General features: G+C 61.8%; 12 protein-coding genes. 3 read left to right on the top strand and 9 right to left on the bottom strand.

The window, feature by feature from the left end:
- Positions 1 to 44 precede the first annotated feature (44 nt).
- The 8 genes from VCK47_RS16715 to VCK47_RS16680 all read right to left on the bottom strand — a co-directional run bounded on the left by VCK47_RS16715 (position 45) and on the right by VCK47_RS16680 (position 11,282).
- Positions 45 to 557 carry a hypothetical protein gene (locus VCK47_RS16715; protein ID WP_322891360.1) on the bottom strand — a complete coding sequence of 171 codons (513 nt, stop codon included), beginning with the start codon at positions 555 to 557 and terminating at the stop codon, positions 45 to 47.
- Entirely contained in the window at positions 557 to 2,536 is a 1,980-nt protein-coding gene (rpoD, locus tag VCK47_RS16710) for an RNA polymerase sigma factor RpoD (RefSeq protein WP_322891361.1), read from the bottom strand. Before rpoD ends, VCK47_RS16715 begins: the two co-directional genes overlap by 1 nt.
- 129 nt (positions 2,537 to 2,665) lie before the next feature.
- On the bottom strand, positions 2,666 to 4,630 hold the full coding sequence (gene dnaG, locus VCK47_RS16705) for a DNA primase (RefSeq protein WP_322891362.1): 1,965 nt from the start codon (positions 4,628 to 4,630) through the stop codon (positions 2,666 to 2,668).
- A 116-nt stretch (positions 4,631 to 4,746) separates the two neighbouring features.
- Positions 4,747 to 5,289 carry a sarcosine oxidase subunit gamma gene (locus VCK47_RS16700; RefSeq protein WP_322891363.1) on the bottom strand — a complete coding sequence of 181 codons (543 nt, stop codon included), beginning with the start codon at positions 5,287 to 5,289 and terminating at the stop codon, positions 4,747 to 4,749.
- Positions 5,282 to 8,179, bottom strand: coding sequence for a sarcosine oxidase subunit alpha family protein (locus VCK47_RS16695; RefSeq protein WP_322891364.1), 2,898 nt, complete (start codon positions 8,177 to 8,179; stop codon positions 5,282 to 5,284). Before VCK47_RS16695 ends, VCK47_RS16700 begins: the two co-directional genes overlap by 8 nt.
- The gene (locus VCK47_RS16690; protein ID WP_322891365.1) at positions 8,176 to 8,439 is read right to left on the bottom strand and encodes a sarcosine oxidase subunit delta; all 264 of its coding nucleotides are present in this window, start codon (positions 8,437 to 8,439) and stop codon (positions 8,176 to 8,178) included. Before VCK47_RS16690 ends, VCK47_RS16695 begins: the two co-directional genes overlap by 4 nt.
- Before the next feature lie 44 nt (positions 8,440 to 8,483).
- Positions 8,484 to 9,737 carry a sarcosine oxidase subunit beta family protein gene (locus tag VCK47_RS16685; protein ID WP_322891698.1) on the bottom strand — a complete coding sequence of 418 codons (1,254 nt, stop codon included), beginning with the start codon at positions 9,735 to 9,737 and terminating at the stop codon, positions 8,484 to 8,486.
- Between the two features lie 105 nt (positions 9,738 to 9,842).
- Entirely contained in the window at positions 9,843 to 11,282 is a 1,440-nt protein-coding gene (locus VCK47_RS16680) for a Glu/Leu/Phe/Val dehydrogenase (RefSeq protein ID WP_322891366.1), read from the bottom strand.
- A gap of 351 nt (positions 11,283 to 11,633) precedes the next feature.
- Here VCK47_RS16680 and VCK47_RS16675 point away from each other — a divergent pair, with 351 nt between their 5' ends.
- Genes VCK47_RS16675 through VCK47_RS16665 form a run of 3 tightly spaced genes read left to right on the top strand, consistent with a single transcriptional unit; the run spans position 11,634 to position 14,325 of the window.
- On the top strand, positions 11,634 to 13,166 hold the full coding sequence (locus VCK47_RS16675) for a Tad domain-containing protein (RefSeq protein ID WP_322891367.1): 1,533 nt from the start codon (positions 11,634 to 11,636) through the stop codon (positions 13,164 to 13,166).
- On the top strand, positions 13,166 to 13,723 hold the full coding sequence (locus VCK47_RS16670) for a TadE/TadG family type IV pilus assembly protein (protein WP_322891368.1): 558 nt from the start codon (positions 13,166 to 13,168) through the stop codon (positions 13,721 to 13,723). The genes VCK47_RS16675 and VCK47_RS16670 overlap by 1 nt, the downstream gene beginning before the upstream one ends.
- Entirely contained in the window at positions 13,723 to 14,325 is a 603-nt protein-coding gene (locus VCK47_RS16665) for a hypothetical protein (protein ID WP_322892301.1), read from the top strand. The genes VCK47_RS16670 and VCK47_RS16665 overlap by 1 nt, the downstream gene beginning before the upstream one ends.
- Here VCK47_RS16665 and VCK47_RS16660 read toward each other — a convergent pair whose 3' ends face one another.
- Positions 14,326 to 14,811: a hypothetical protein gene (locus tag VCK47_RS16660; protein WP_322891370.1), complete on the bottom strand. Its 486-nt coding sequence runs from the start codon at positions 14,809 to 14,811 to the stop codon at positions 14,326 to 14,328. It abuts the gene before it with no gap.
- Positions 14,812 to 14,823 lie beyond the last annotated feature (12 nt).

The following is a 14,823-nucleotide window of genomic DNA, read 5'->3' as shown; positions in this document are numbered from 1 at the left end:
CGCCTTGGTTTTGGGTAGGGGGGAATTGCGACCGCGAGATATGGTTAGTCTGCCGCCGATGCGCCCCATGTCTGCGTGGACATGTCGTAGGTCAGGCCTGCCGCCTCTTTCGCAAGGAACAGCCCATCACCCCAAGTAAAATCAAGACTGTCGGGGCTGCAGCGCAGCTCTGCAATGACCTGATCGTCACGCAAGACATGCACACCACCGAAGGCAGGATCTTCGGGGTCATCGTCTTGGATCATGCGGTCAAAACCGGCGAAAACCTCGTAGATATAGCCTGCATTTGGAAAATGCACGGATTCCCAGATCGCCCGCCCGATGCCGGGCCACGGGGTGTAATCGACCTCGGCCACGGGGCTGGACAGCGATAGCTCGGGGGGCTGATCCGGCGCACCAAAGCGGTAATGGACCATGTCGGCGTCAAAACAGACGGCGAGGCTTTTCCCGTTTCCCGCAATCGTGCAGGCCATGAAAGTTTGCTCATTGGGCAGGCAAGCCGCCCCGGCGGCGCCCGCCCAGCCGATCATGACCGAGAGGACGCCAAGAACGCGCATCACTGATCCAGGAACGACCGCAATTTCCGGCTGCGGCTTGGGTGCTTGAGCTTGCGCAGCGCCTTCGCCTCGATCTGGCGGATGCGTTCGCGGGTGACGCTGAACTGCTGTCCGACCTCTTCCAGCGTGTGGTCGGTGTTCATCCCGATGCCAAAACGCATCCGCAGCACGCGTTCCTCACGCGGCGTCAGGGACGCCAGCACGCGGGTCGTGGTTTCCTTCAGGTTTTCCTGAATGGCCGAATCCAGCGGCAGGATCGCGTTCTTGTCCTCGATGAAATCGCCAAGCTGGCTGTCTTCCTCGTCGCCGATCGGCGTTTCGAGCGAAATCGGTTCCTTGGCGATCTTCATCACCTTGCGGACCTTTTCGAGCGGCATCTGCAGCTTTTCTGCCAGTTCCTCGGGCGTGGGTTCGCGGCCGATTTCGTGCAGCATTTGACGACCTGTGCGGACCAGCTTGTTGATCGTCTCGATCATATGCACCGGAATACGGATCGTGCGCGCCTGATCTGCGATGGACCGCGTGATCGCCTGCCGGATCCACCATGTGGCATAGGTGGAGAATTTATAGCCACGCCGGTATTCGAATTTATCGACGGCCTTCATCAGGCCGATGTTACCTTCTTGAATAAGGTCAAGAAACTGCAGACCACGGTTGGTGTATTTCTTGGCAATCGAGATGACCAGACGCAGGTTCGCCTCGACCATTTCTTTCTTGGCCTGCCGCGCTTCTTTTTCGCCCTTCTGGACCTGCTGGACGATGCGGCGGAATTCGGTAATGTCAACGCCGACATACTGGCCGACCTGCGCCATGTCGTTGCGCAATTCGGCGATCTTGTCGGCGGATTTTTCCACCAGCGCCTGCCAGCCACGGCCCGATTTCTCGGCCATCTGTTCCAGCCAGTTCGGGTCCAGCTCGCGCCCGCGATATTCGTCGATGAATTCGCGGCGGTTGATGCGGGCCTGATCGGCGAGCTTCACCATCGAGCTGTCGATCGACATGATCCGGCGGTTGATCCCGTAAAGCTGGTCGATCAGCGCCTCGATCCGGTTGTTGTGCAGGTGCAGCGAATTCACCAGCACCACGATTTCGGAGCGCAGGGTCTGATAGCGTTCCTCGTCCTTTTTGGAGAACGACGAATCCTCGTTCAACGTCGCGGACATCCGCGCGTCCTGCATGTCGGACAGTTCGGCAAAGCCGCGCGCGATGATCTCCAGCGTTTCCAGCACGCGCGGTTTTAGCGCGGCTTCCATCGCGGCCAGCGACATGTTGACCTGATCGTCGTCCTCGTCGTCGTCATCCTTGCTGATCGGGTTGCCGTCGGCGTCCAGTTCGGTGCCGCTGTCGCCCTTGTCCTCGGACACGGGGGCAGCACCCACAACAGCCTCGACGTCGCCTTCTTCGCCCAGCTGGTTGCCGAAGGTGGTTTCAAGGTCGATCACGTCGCGCAGCAGGATGTCCTCGGACAACAATTCGTCGCGCCAGATCGTGATCGCCTGGAATGTCAGCGGGCTTTCGCACAGCCCCAGAATCATCGTGTTACGGCCAGCCTCGATCCGCTTGGCGATGGCGATTTCGCCTTCACGCGACAGCAGTTCGACCGACCCCATCTCGCGCAGATACATCCGCACGGGGTCATCGGTGCGATCAAGCTTTTCCGCCTCGGCCCCGCCGATGGCCACATCGCGCGACCCCGACACGGTGGCGATATCGGTGCCGCCGGTGCCATCGTCGCTTTCTTCGGATTCTTCTTCTTCGGTGACCTGGATGCCCATTTCGGACAGCATCGACATGACGTCTTCGATCTGGTCAGAGGATACCTGTTCCGGCGGCAGGACCGCGTTCAGCTGGTCATAGGTGATGTAGCCACGCTCGCGCGCGTCCGCGATCATCTTCTTGACCGCGGCCTGGCTCATATCAAGGCTGATATCCCCATCCTGGTCGTTGTCCTTGCGATCATCGGTGTCTTTCGCAGCCATCAAAGGGACCCTTCCAAGTCGTCGTTACGCAGCCAGGGTGATTCGGCTGATTCGGTCTTACCCGAATCAACCCTGCATCGGCGTGAACCGCAAGCAGGCGACCGCGTGTTTTTCAGTTCTGTTGCCATGTCATGACCTAGGCCGGCCCTGTCCCTTGGCAAAATTGATCTGGTCGAGCAATTGGTCCAGTGCACTCCGCTCGTCCTTCTTCATCCGTGCCCCGTTGGGGCCGACCGCATATTCGGCGCGGTCCTCGTTATCGCCCCGTCCGGCCTTGTCCACAGCCGCGCTGGCCTGCGCCAGCCGCCATGTCAGCCCCTCATCAGCCAGCCCGCCAAGGTCTTCGACCGCATCCTCGATCTCGCGGGCATGGCCGCGTCGGGCGGTCAGTTTCGCGAATTCCTCGGCCAGACACAGGCGCGCGACCTCGGCCTGCCCTTTGCGGCGCACTGCGGGGCTGATTGCCACATGGCTTTGCGAAAGCAGTTTTTCAAGGGCATCCGCCCCCAGATCGGCCGCGATGGCCGCTTGCAGATTATCGGCGCCAAGATGACGCAGGACCGCCGCCTGCAGATCGCGGTGGGCCGGATCGCGACAATCGATCCGTTCCAGCGCATCGCCGAATTCGACCGCCACGGCGGGGGCGATGATCATCGTGGCAAGAATAACCGCCTCGCGCAGATGTTCCTGACTGACAGCCCCACTTCCTAGGACTGAATTTTTACTACTAAAAACGGGACTAATTTCGTCATGCCACGGCTCAGATTTTGCCCGCCAGTCTCGGCGCTTTTTCTGCTTAAATTGTTGCTGTGGTATCGAAAACTGAGCTTTTTTTAACTTAGCCAACGCGGCTTCGTAGTTTTTCCGCAACCTCGGGTCTGCAATCAAGCGCACTTTTTCATCGAGCGATTTTTCAAGCGCGCTCATACGTTCGGGGCTGTCGAAACTCTTGCCTTCGGTCTCGCGTTGCCACAACAGCTGCACCATCGGGATCGCGGCATCGAGCAGTTTTTGCATCGCCCCCGCCCCTTGCGTCTTGATCACATCGTCAGGGTCCAGCCCCGGCGGCATCAGCGCGAAACGCAAGGACTGCCCCGCCTCCAGCAGCGGCAGCGCAATGTCAATCAACCGCATCGCAGCGCGCAGACCGGCGGTATCGCCATCGAGTGCGATGATCGGCTCGGGTGCGATCCGCCACAAAAGGCGCAGCTGATCCTCGGTGATCGCGGTGCCAAGAGGGGCCACCGTGGCGGTGAAGCCCGCCTCGGACAAAGCGATCACATCCATATAGCCTTCGGCCACGACCAATGGCTTGCCCTTGCCTGCGGCTTCGCGTGCGGGGCCATGGTTGAACAGGCTGCGACCTTTGTCGAACAGCGGCGTTTCGGGCGAATTGTAGTATTTCGCAGGCGCATTGGGGTCCATCGCGCGGCCCCCCATGCCGATGGCGCGCCCTCGCGCGTCGCGAATAGGAAAGATGATGCGCCCGCGGAACCGGTCATAAGGCGCACCACCCCGGTCGCTTTCAGCGGCGATACCCGCCGCGATCACCAGCTTGGGGTCCACCCCCTGCCCTGTCAGATGCGCGAATGCCCCGCCGTTGGCGGGGGCAAAGCCGATGTCCCAGCGCGCCTGCGCCTCGGGGCTGAGCCCCCGGCGGGCCAAATAGGCACGCGCCTCGGTCGCAGCCCCCGTCTGCAACTGCAGCCGGTGCCATTTGATGACCTTTTCCATCACATCGACCAGCTGGCTGCGCAGATCGGCTTTTTGCTGGGCCTGCGGGTCGCGTTCGGGGATCGGCATGCCCGCTTCGCCCGCGAGAATCTTCACCGCCTCCATGAAATCGACATTCTCGGTCTCGCGGACAAAGGAAATCGCATCGCCCTTGGCGTGACAGCCAAAGCAATAATAATACCCCTTGCGGTCATCCACGTGGAAACTGGCGCTTTTCTCCTGATGGAAGGGGCATGGCGCCCAGAGATCGCCTTTGCCGGGGTTGGATTTGCGGGTATCCCACATGACCTTGCGCCCGACGACCTGTCCAAGCGACAGCCGGTTGCGCAATTCGTCCAAAAATCCGGGTGGCAGGCTCATGCGCGCAGTATCCGCTTTTTACCTGCGCTTTCCAAGCTCTGCCGTGGCGTGCCGGGGCAACTCCCATCTTCCGAGTAAAAATATCCCCGCCGGAGGCCTCGGTCTGGCGCGCAGCGTCAGGCCGATCCGCGCGCCGCCACGCCTGTCATCGCCTCTTGCAGATCATGCACCAGAGACGCCGCCATCGACCGCATCACCATCACCTCAAAGACCTCTGCCCCCGTGCGGGTAATGCTGACCGGCAGATGGCCCAGCAGGCTGCGGGCAGTGTGATTGACCTTGAAGGTAGAGGCGCGCAGATCAAGCGGGACCAGACGCGCCAGCACCGCCTCGACCCCCGCTCCCGCGATTTCCAACGTGGCATACCCATCGGACTGGTCGGTGACCGCCGCCAGCCCGTCGAGCGTGACCTGTGCGCTGACAATCCATGCCTCATGCCCGTTCCACTGGCAGATCACGTCCCCCGCCGCCTTGCGCCGCCCGACGGCGGGCAAAGTCAGGCCAAGCTGTGATTTGAGCGCAGCCGACACCGCCTTTTGCTGGCCACGATAGGGCGCGATGGAAAACAGCGTCTCGCGGACCACTTCGGTGCAGGTCACATTGCCCACCTGCAGCGGCAACAGATCGCCAAAAGCGCCAAGTGCGATCAGTCTAGCCACGGGCGCGTCCTCCTTCGGGGTCGAAAAACACCGGATGGCAGACCTCGGCCAGCGTATCCACACCGCGCAGATGGTCGACCATGCGGATCACCTCGCCATACCTTTCGGGGCCGTGTTTCAGGAACCCCAGCCCCAGATAGCAATCCAGAGACGGCGAATAGCACACTGATGTCACATATCCCTCGTCATTGGCGGTCACGGCCTTGGCGTCTTTGGCAAACAGATGCGCCCCTGCGGTCAGACGGCGGCCGTCCTCGATCGCGCGCAGTCCCACAAGCCGTTCGCGGGCGGGGTCCAGCAGACCGGGGCGGCGGGCGGCGGCCTGTCCGATACAATCTTTCTGCGCGCTGACCATGCCCGCCAGCCCCAGATCATAGGCCGTGGTGCGCCCGTGCAGTTCGGCATGGGTCAGAAACCCCTTTTCGATGCGCAGCACATTGAGCGCCTCCATCCCGTAAGGGCCGCCCCCCAAGGTGCGCGCCTGTGCCGCAAGCTGGCGGAACAGGCTTTCGCCGTAACGCGCGGGCACGGCGATCTCGAACGCGGTTTCACCCGAAAACGAAATCCGGAACATGCGGCCCGTGACACCGCCGATCCCGACAGTGCCGCAGGCCATGAACGGCCAGTCGTCATTGCTGATCTGGTCATCCAGCACGGTATTCAGCAACATCTGCGCCTTGGGACCCGCCACGGCGAACTGCGCCCAGTGATCCGTCGCCGAGACAATCCGCGCGTCCAGATCGGGCCGCAAGGCCTGCGTGACGAACTCCATATGCCGCATCACCTGCCCTGCGGCGGCCGTGGTCGTGGTGATGACGAAATGATCCGGCGCCAGACGTGCGGCAGTGCCGTCATCCATGACGAACCCGTCCTCGCGCAGCATGAGGCCATAGCGCACGCGCCCGACCTTCAGGGTGGACATGCGGTTGGTATAGACAAAGTCCAAAAGCGCTGCGGCATCAGGCCCCTGCACGTCGATCTTGCCCAAGGTCGACACGTCGCACACCCCGACCGCATTGCGCACATAATTCACTTCGCGGTCGCAGGATTGCCGCCAGCTGACCTCGCCTTCCAGCGGGAAATAGCTGGGACGATACCAGAGCCCCGCCTCGATCATCGGGGCACGGGCGGCGACGGTCGCATGATGCGAGGTCATCAGGCGCGTCGGCGCGAACCCTTTGCCCTGCCCGCCTGCACCCATCGCGGCGATGCTGACAGGCACAAAAGGCGGGCGGAAGGTCGTCGTGCCCGTTTCGGGGATGCCGCGCCCTGTCAGATCGGCCAGTACTGCCAGCGCCAGCACGTTTGACGATTTGCCCTGATCGGGGGCCATGCCTTGGGTCGTATAGCGTTTCATATGTTCGACGCTGCGCATGTTTTCCTGCGCCGACAGCGCGATATCCTTGGTCGTCACGTCGTTCTGGAAATCGACCCATTTGCGCCCCTTTCCGGGGATCTCCCACAGCGGCGCGATGGCATAGGCGCGGGCCTCGGCAGCAGGCAGCGTCACCTCGGGCGTGAACCCGAGGTCGCGGGCGATGGCGGCGGCCACCTCGGCCCCGTCGCGCAGACAGCCGGCGGTGTCGAAGACGCCGTTGCAGGCGCCCGCCACCGCCATGCCGGGGATCGCATCAGGTGTCGGCACGAAGGCCGCGATATCACCGCGCCACTGGGGGCGTCCGTTCATGTGGCAGGTCAGATGCAGGCTCGGGTTCCAGCCGCCCGAGATCGCCAGACAATCCGTCTGGATCACCCGCGTGCCGCCCTGATGGGTGACCGTGATGCTGGTTAGTCCGCGCCTTCCGGCAGTCGCGGTCACGCTGCCGCCCGTAAACACTGGATAATCCGCCGTCACCTGCACATCGGCGCGGGCATCGATCAGCCCCGCAATCTTGATCCCCGCCGCCGCCAGATCGCGCGCGGTGCGATGCGCGTCGTCGTTGTTGCCAAAGACCGTGACCGACCGGCCGGGAGCCACACCCCAGCGGTTGACATAAGCCCGCACCGCCCCCGCCAGCATGATGCCGGGCCGGTCGTTGTCAGGGAAAGCGATGGGGCGTTCCAGCGCGCCTGCACAAAGCACCGACCGCTTGGCGACGATGCGCCAGAAACACTCAACCGGCGCATCCGCCCCCGCGATGCGTTCCAGCGCGCCATAGGTGCCTTGGTCATAGGCGCCGGTCACGGTGGTGCGCGGCATCAGCCGCACGTTGGGCAAGGCGCGCAGTTGCGCCAAAACGTCCGCGACCCAAGCCGCGGCGGGCCTGCCATCCACATCCTCGACCTCGCGCAACAGGCGGCCGCCCAGCGCGCTGTCCTCATCGGCGAGGATCACATCCACACCTGCCTGCCCTGCGGTCAGAGCGGCCATCAGCCCCGCAGGCCCCGCCCCGATCACCAAGAGGTCGCAGAATGCAAAGGCCTTTTCATAGCGGTCGGCATTCGCCTGCCCGCTCAACCGGCCCAGACCCGCCGCGCGGCGGATCACCGGCTCATAGAGCTTTTCCCAGAAACTGCTGGGCCACATAAAGGTCTTGTAATAGAAGCCCGCCCCCAGAAACGGCGACAGAAGGTCGTTCACCGCCAGCGCATCATGGCGCAGGTTGGGCCATGCGTTCTGGCTGAACACCTCCAGCCCCTCGGACACCTCCAGCACGGTGGCGCGGATATTGGGGTCTTGTGCCGCACCGCGCCCGACGGTGACCAGCGCGTTGGGTTCTTCGGACCCCGCCGTCAGCACGCCGCGCGGGCGGTGGTATTTGAAAGACCGGCCCATCAGCCTGATTCCGCTGGCCAGCAAGGCGGCGGCGACAGGTTCGCCCGGTACCCCTTGCACGGGTTTGCCGTCAAAGGTGAAGGTCACGGTCTGGCCGGGGTTGCGCAGCCTCATGATGCGGCCTTTTGCGCAAGTTTGGTGCGGTGGACCGCATGGGTCACGGTGTTGCGCGCAACCACGATCCACGCGCCGCAACCGCCTTCGTGATACCACAGATCGCTTGTGTCGCCTGCGGGGTTATCGCGGTTGTGTAGGTAATCATCCCAGGCGTCAGGCCCCGCATCAGGTGCGGGGCGGGCAAGCGCTGTGGCATCGCCCATATAATAGAACTCGCGCCGGTCGCGTTCGCCGCAATGGGGGCAGTTAATCCGCATGATCCGCCTTCATTCTCATTTCTTCAAATACTCAGATCCCACGCTCAATGCAGGTTGTGCTGCGATCCGGTGCCTTCTTCGTCCATCAACCCGACACCGGTGCGGAACCGGTCGAGCCGGAATTTCGCAGCCGTCGCATGGGGTTGGCCGGTCGCCATCAGATGCGCAAAAGCAAAGCCCGAGGCGGGTACCGCCTTGAACCCGCCATAGCACCAGCCGCAGTCGATGAACAAACCCTTGGTCGGTGTCGTGTCGATGATCGGGCTGCCGTCGGGGGTCATGTCCATGATCCCGCCCCAAGACCGCAAAACGCGCGCCTTGCCGATCATCGGCATCAGGGTCATCGCGGCTTCCATCACATGTTCCTTCATCGGCAGGTTGCCGCGTGCGGCATAGGAGGCGTAGAAATCCAGATCGCCACCGAAAACCAGCCCGCCTTTGTCGGACTGGCTGATATAGAAATGACCCATGCCGAAACTGACGACATGGTCGATCACGGGTTTCAGCCCTTCGGTGACAAAGGCCTGCAGCACATGGCTTTCAATCGGCAGCCGCATACCCGCCATGGCCGCGACCTGCCCTGACCGGCCTGCGGTGACGATGCCGACCTTGCGCGCCTTGATCGCGCCGCGTGTGGTCTGCACGCCGGTGACGACACCGTTTTCGATGTCGATACCGGTGACTTCGCAATTCTGGATCAGATCGACGCCGCGCTGGTCGGCACCGCGCGCATATCCCCAGGCCACCGCGTCATGCCGCGCCGTGCCGCCGCGCGGGTGATAAAGGGCACCGTAGATCGGAAAGCGCGCATTGTCGAAATCGAGATAGGGCAGATAACTGCGCACACCTTCTCGGTCCAGCAGGATCGCGTCGTCGCCTTGGTTGATCATCGCATTGCCGCGCCGCACGAAGGCATCGCGCTGGCCGTCGGAATGGAACAGGTTGATCAGCCCGCGCTGCGAATGCATCACGTTGTAGTTGAGGTCGCGTTCCATCCCTTCCCACAGCTTGAGCGAATGGGAATAGAATTCCTGATTGCCCGGCAGGAAATAATTGGCCCGCACAATGGTCGTGTTGCGCCCGATATTGCCGCTGCCGATATGGCCCTTTTCAAGCACGGCGATATTCGTCATCCCGTGTTCGCGGGCAAGGTAATAGGCGGTGGCCAGACCATGCCCGCCACCCCCGATAATGATCGCGTCATAGCGCGCCTTGGGTGCTGGATCACGCCAGAGCGGTTTCCAGCCTTTCTGGCCGAACAACCCTTCCTTGATGATCTGAAACCCCGAATAGCCCATGCCCTGCCCCTTGCCGCGCCAGCCCAACTCTAGCCGATTGGCGGCAGACCGAAAGGGCAAATGCGGGGCGTAAGGTGGATCATGATCCACCTTACGCGGACGCGGTTACAACCCTTTGGCGCGGTAGCTGTCGGCGACCTTGCGGATCGACACAAGATAGGCCGCCGTGCGCAGGTCATGCACGTCGTCGCGGCCGTGCCAGACCGCGCGCATCGCCTGATAGGCCGTGCGCATCGTGTCATCGAGACCAGAACGCACCAGTTCCAGTTCGTCCGCGCCACGCAGGTATTTGTCCTTGAAATCAGGCGACAGGGTCCAGCCAAGGCCTTTGTCGGCGGACAGCCGTTCCAATTCATCGACGACCAGTTGGTGGCGTGATTCTTCCTGACGGCGCTGCATCCGGCCGAACCGGATATGCGACAGGTTCTTGACCCATTCGAAATAGGACACCGTCACACCGCCCGCATTGGCATACATGTCGGGGATGATGACGCAGCCCTTGTCGCGCAAAATCTCGTCGGCACCTGCGGTCACGGGGCCGTTGGCGGCCTCGATGATCAGCGGTGCCTTGATGCGGTCGGCGTTCGTCAGGTTGATCACAGCCTCCAGTGCGGCCGGAATCAGGATGTCACAGTCCGCCTCGAGCATCTTGCCGCCGTCGGGGATGTGCTTGGCATGGGGGTAATTGGCCACGCCGCCATTCTTGGTGATCCATGCGCGCACGGCTTCGACGTTCAGCCCCTTTTCGTCATGCAAGGCCCCGTCGCGTTCGATGATCGCGGTGATCAGCGCGCCGTCTTCTTCGGACAGGAACTTGGCCGCGTGATAGCCCACATTCCCCAAGCCCTGCACGATGACGCGCTTGCCTTCGAGGGTGCCCGTCAGGTTCGCCTTGGCCACATCCTCGGGGTAGCGGAAGAACTCGCGCAAGGCATATTGCACGCCGCGCCCCGTCGCCTCGACCCGGCCTGCGATGCCGCCCGAATTGGTCGGCTTGCCTGTGACGCAGGCGGCGGCGTTGATGTCGGTGGTGTTCATGCGGCGGTACTGGTCGGCGATCCACGCCATTTCCCGCTCGCCCGTGCCCATGTCGGGGGCGGGCACGTTCTGCGCGGGGTTGATCAGGTCGCGCTTGATCAGCTCATAGGCGAAACGGCGGGTGATCAGCTCCAGTTCGTGTTCGTTCCAGTCGGCCGGATTGATGCGCAAACCGCCTTTGGAACCGCCGAACGGCGCTTCGACCAGCGCGCATTTGTAGGTCATCAGCGCCGCCAGCGCCTCGACCTCGTCCTGATGGACGTTGATGGCATAGCGGATGCCGCCCTTGACCGGTTCCATATGTTCGGAATGCACCGACCGGTAACCTGTGAACGTATGCAGCGCACCGCGCAACCGGACACCGAAACGGACCGTATAGGTTGCGTTGCACACCCTGATCTTTTCCTCCAGCCCGGGGCTGAGATCCATCAGGGCGACGGCGCGGTTGAACATCAGATCGACGGATTCGCGGAAACTGGGTTCCTGCACGGGGTCTTGGGCGTTCATTCTTTTTCCTTCCTGACCCGGCCATGTGCCGGGGTTGCGCGGACCTGTCACGGCCCAGCGTCACCATAGGTGCGATTCGGCAAAGTTGGATGAAAAAAGAGGCGATTCACGAAATTGAGACGATTCGCCCGCGGCGAATGGCCCCGTCCGGCCAAAAGACTGCCGCATTTTGTTTCACCAGAGCAAACAGTTGCCATGATTTTGCTGTAATACAAAGGTATCGAGATCAAATATCGGGGTGCTGCCCCTTGTTTGTAATTTTTTGTCACCCATGCTTGCCGTATGTGTTAAACGCCAAGTTAACATTTACCGAGTAAGGCGCGACGACGGTCGCCCGCCGCGAGGACCACTATGACACCGAGAAACGCTGATATCGCAAGTGAAACGCCTAAAAAGGGCTGGCGCGCAAGATATCTGCGCGCCTTTGGCCGCAGCGAGGATGGCAGCGTCATCATCCTGACGATCCTGTTGCTGATCACGATGCTGGTTCTTGGCGGTATGGCGGTCGATTTCATGCGCTTCGAGGCGCGGCGCGCGACACTGCAATCGGTGTCCGACCGTGCGGTGCTGGCCGCCGCCAGCTTGAATCAGGAACTCGATTCGAAAGCTGTGGTCGAGGATTATTTCGCAAAGGCGGGGTTTGCTGATGCCATCGTGGGCGAGCCGATCGTTTCGAACATGGCCGGGACGCGCGCTGTGCGGGTGCAGTCGCAACTCGATATCAACACGTTCTATCTGCGCCTTGTCGGGATCAACCAGCTTGAAGTACCCGCGCAGTCGGCGGCTGTCGAAGGCACCGGCAATGTCGAAGTGTCGCTTGTTCTGGATATCTCGGGTTCGATGGCGTCCACGGTTTCGGGCACGGGCCGCACACGGATGCAGCTGCTGCGTGAGGCGGCAAGCCGCTTTGTCGATGCGCTGCTGAAACCCGAATACGAAGATCAGATTTCCATGTCGCTTGTGACATATTCCCAGCATGTCAGCGTGGGTGACGGGATCTACAACGCGCTGAACACAACAAGTGCCCATTTGGGGCCAACAGGCCGGATTGACGCATCCGAGGAACCGGATGAAGATGGAACTGTGAACGGTGTAGCGGTCTATACCAACCCGTCGCGCTGCGTCGATTTCCTGCCGTCCGAATTCGCGACGACCACATTCGATGTTGACCGCACCTACCAGCAGGTCGAACGGATCGAGTTCTACAACAACCGCAATGCCAACAACATCATCCTGCCACTATGTCCGCAGGAATCGTTTGAAGGCATCATCCCGCTGACCCAGAACGGAACTGTGCTGAAGCAGGCGATCAACCAGTTGGTGCCGACCACCTTCACATCCATCCATCTGGGGATGAAATGGGGCGTTTCGCTGCTTGATCCGTCGATGCGCGACCTGCTCGCTGGCGTCCCCGGTGTTGACCCTGTCTTTGCTGGTGTTCGTCCAATGGACTATTCATCCGCCAGCAATGCGGTCAACACAGTCAAATACGTCGTCCTGATGACCGACGGTGAAAACGTCGCAGGCCGCAGGCTGCGGCCGCAATTCGCCGACCGCTTTGACATCATGCCCGCGCTTGGGCAGTTGCCGATCGAGCGGTGGCGCCGTCTGAACAACTTGGGTACAAACACGCTCAACACGTTGACCCACACGCCCATCACCGCCAACCAGAACAACATCTGGATGCAGCAGATCTGTACTGCGGCCAAACAGCAGAACATGATCATCTTCACGATTGCTATGGGCGCTGGTGCCAACGGCGAGGCGCAGATGCGGGCCTGTGCGTCCTCTCCTGCGCATTACTTCCAGACCGAAGGCGGCGCGCTGAACGATATCTTTGACGCGATCGCACGCCAGATCACCGACCTGAGACTGAGCCTGTGATGTCTTTGCTATCCCTGCTACGCCGGTTCCAGCGCGATGAAAGCGGTGTTGTGACCGTCGAGTTCGTGATCATCTTTCCGATCTTCGTGCTTCTCTTTCTGATGACGTTCGAAAGCGGAATGGTGTCCTTGCGGCATTTCGCCTTGGAACGTGGTGTGGACCTTGCCGTGCGTGATGTGCGGATCGGGCGGATGGCTGTCCCCTCGCGGGACCTGCTGCGCGCGCAGATATGCGAATATGCGGGCTTGCTGCCCGACTGCGAAAACCAGCTTCAGGTCGAGATGGTCCGCCGCAGTGTGCGCAACTGGGTGAATGTGCCTGCAACCGTTCAATGCATCGACCGTGGCGCAGCCGTGCAGCCCGTTGTCCAGTTCACCAATGGCGGCAATAACGAGCTGATCTTTCTGCGCGCCTGCATCCGGCTTGACCCCGTGATGCCGACGACAGGGCTTGGCCGTACCATCGTCGAAAGAAATGCCGGAGGTGCGGCAGGCGGGTCCTACGCGCTTGTTTCGACATCCGGTTTTGTCGTTGAACCCTTCCAGGCAAGCCCATGATGAAATTAGCCCGCTTCGCAGACACATTCCGCAAGGACGAGGACGGCTCTGCATCGATCGAACTGGTGCTGGTGACGCCGATCATCGCCTGGGCGTTGCTGTCGACACTTGTCTATTTCGATGCCTTCCGCGCCGACACGCGCAGCGAACGCGCCGGATTGACCATCGCCGATATGTTCAGCCGCGAACAAACTCCGGTCAACGCGGCCTATATGGATGGCGCGCGGGCGCTGCTGCGGACATTGGTGGAATCCGACCCAAATCCGCAGCTGCGGGTCACGTCCTATTCCTATGATCAGCCCAGTGACACCTATATCGTGCGCTGGTCGCAAAACCGCGGCATGGGCATGAACCTGACCACCGCCGATCTTGCGCTGATGCGGGGACGCCTGCCAATTCTGGCGAATGGCGCGACATCGCTTTTGATCGAAACCCGTGCGGAATATCGCGCGCCGTTCGCGCTCGGGATTGCACCGTTTACCGACAACAACCTTGGCGCTGTCGAATTCACGACATTCACCGTGATCGCGCCGCGTTTCGCCCCGTCGATCTGCTTTGATCCAACGCCGGCAAACCCGAGCAACGGCGACGAGCTCTGCTGATCAGCGCTCGCGCGCCTTGATCCGCAGGGCGATCTGTTCGGCCATAAACTTGGCCGGACCTGCCGCTGTCACACCGCCCACACCGACGCGTTTGCCGATCCGCCACCACATGCCGGGCGACCAGCCGCGCGGCTGACGCGTGTTCAGCACAAGGGTAAAACCGTTGGCGGGTTTCATCGCCAGCGCGCCGCGATCCACCAGCACGATATCCTCCATCCGCGCCAGCACGGTGCCTTCGGTGTCGCGCAGGTCTGTCTCGGTCAGCACGATCCCGATGCGCGTGGCGCGGCGCAACCTTTCGCCCAGCCATAACATCGCCGCCCCGAACCCCAGCAAGAATACCAGCCAGAGCACGTCCGGTGGATGCGCCAGCGCTGTATAGATCAGCAATCCGCCCAAACCATAGATCACCCCGCAGGCGAAATAGCGCCGCCCCTCGGAGGCATGGACGGTGGCATAACCGCCAGTGTGATCGGGATGGAACATGAATAACCTTTC

Source organism: Yoonia sp. 72 (assembly GCF_034652275.1).
Lineage (GTDB): Bacteria > Pseudomonadota > Alphaproteobacteria > Rhodobacterales > Rhodobacteraceae > Yoonia.
This window is presented reverse-complemented; position numbering and strand designations above follow the sequence as displayed.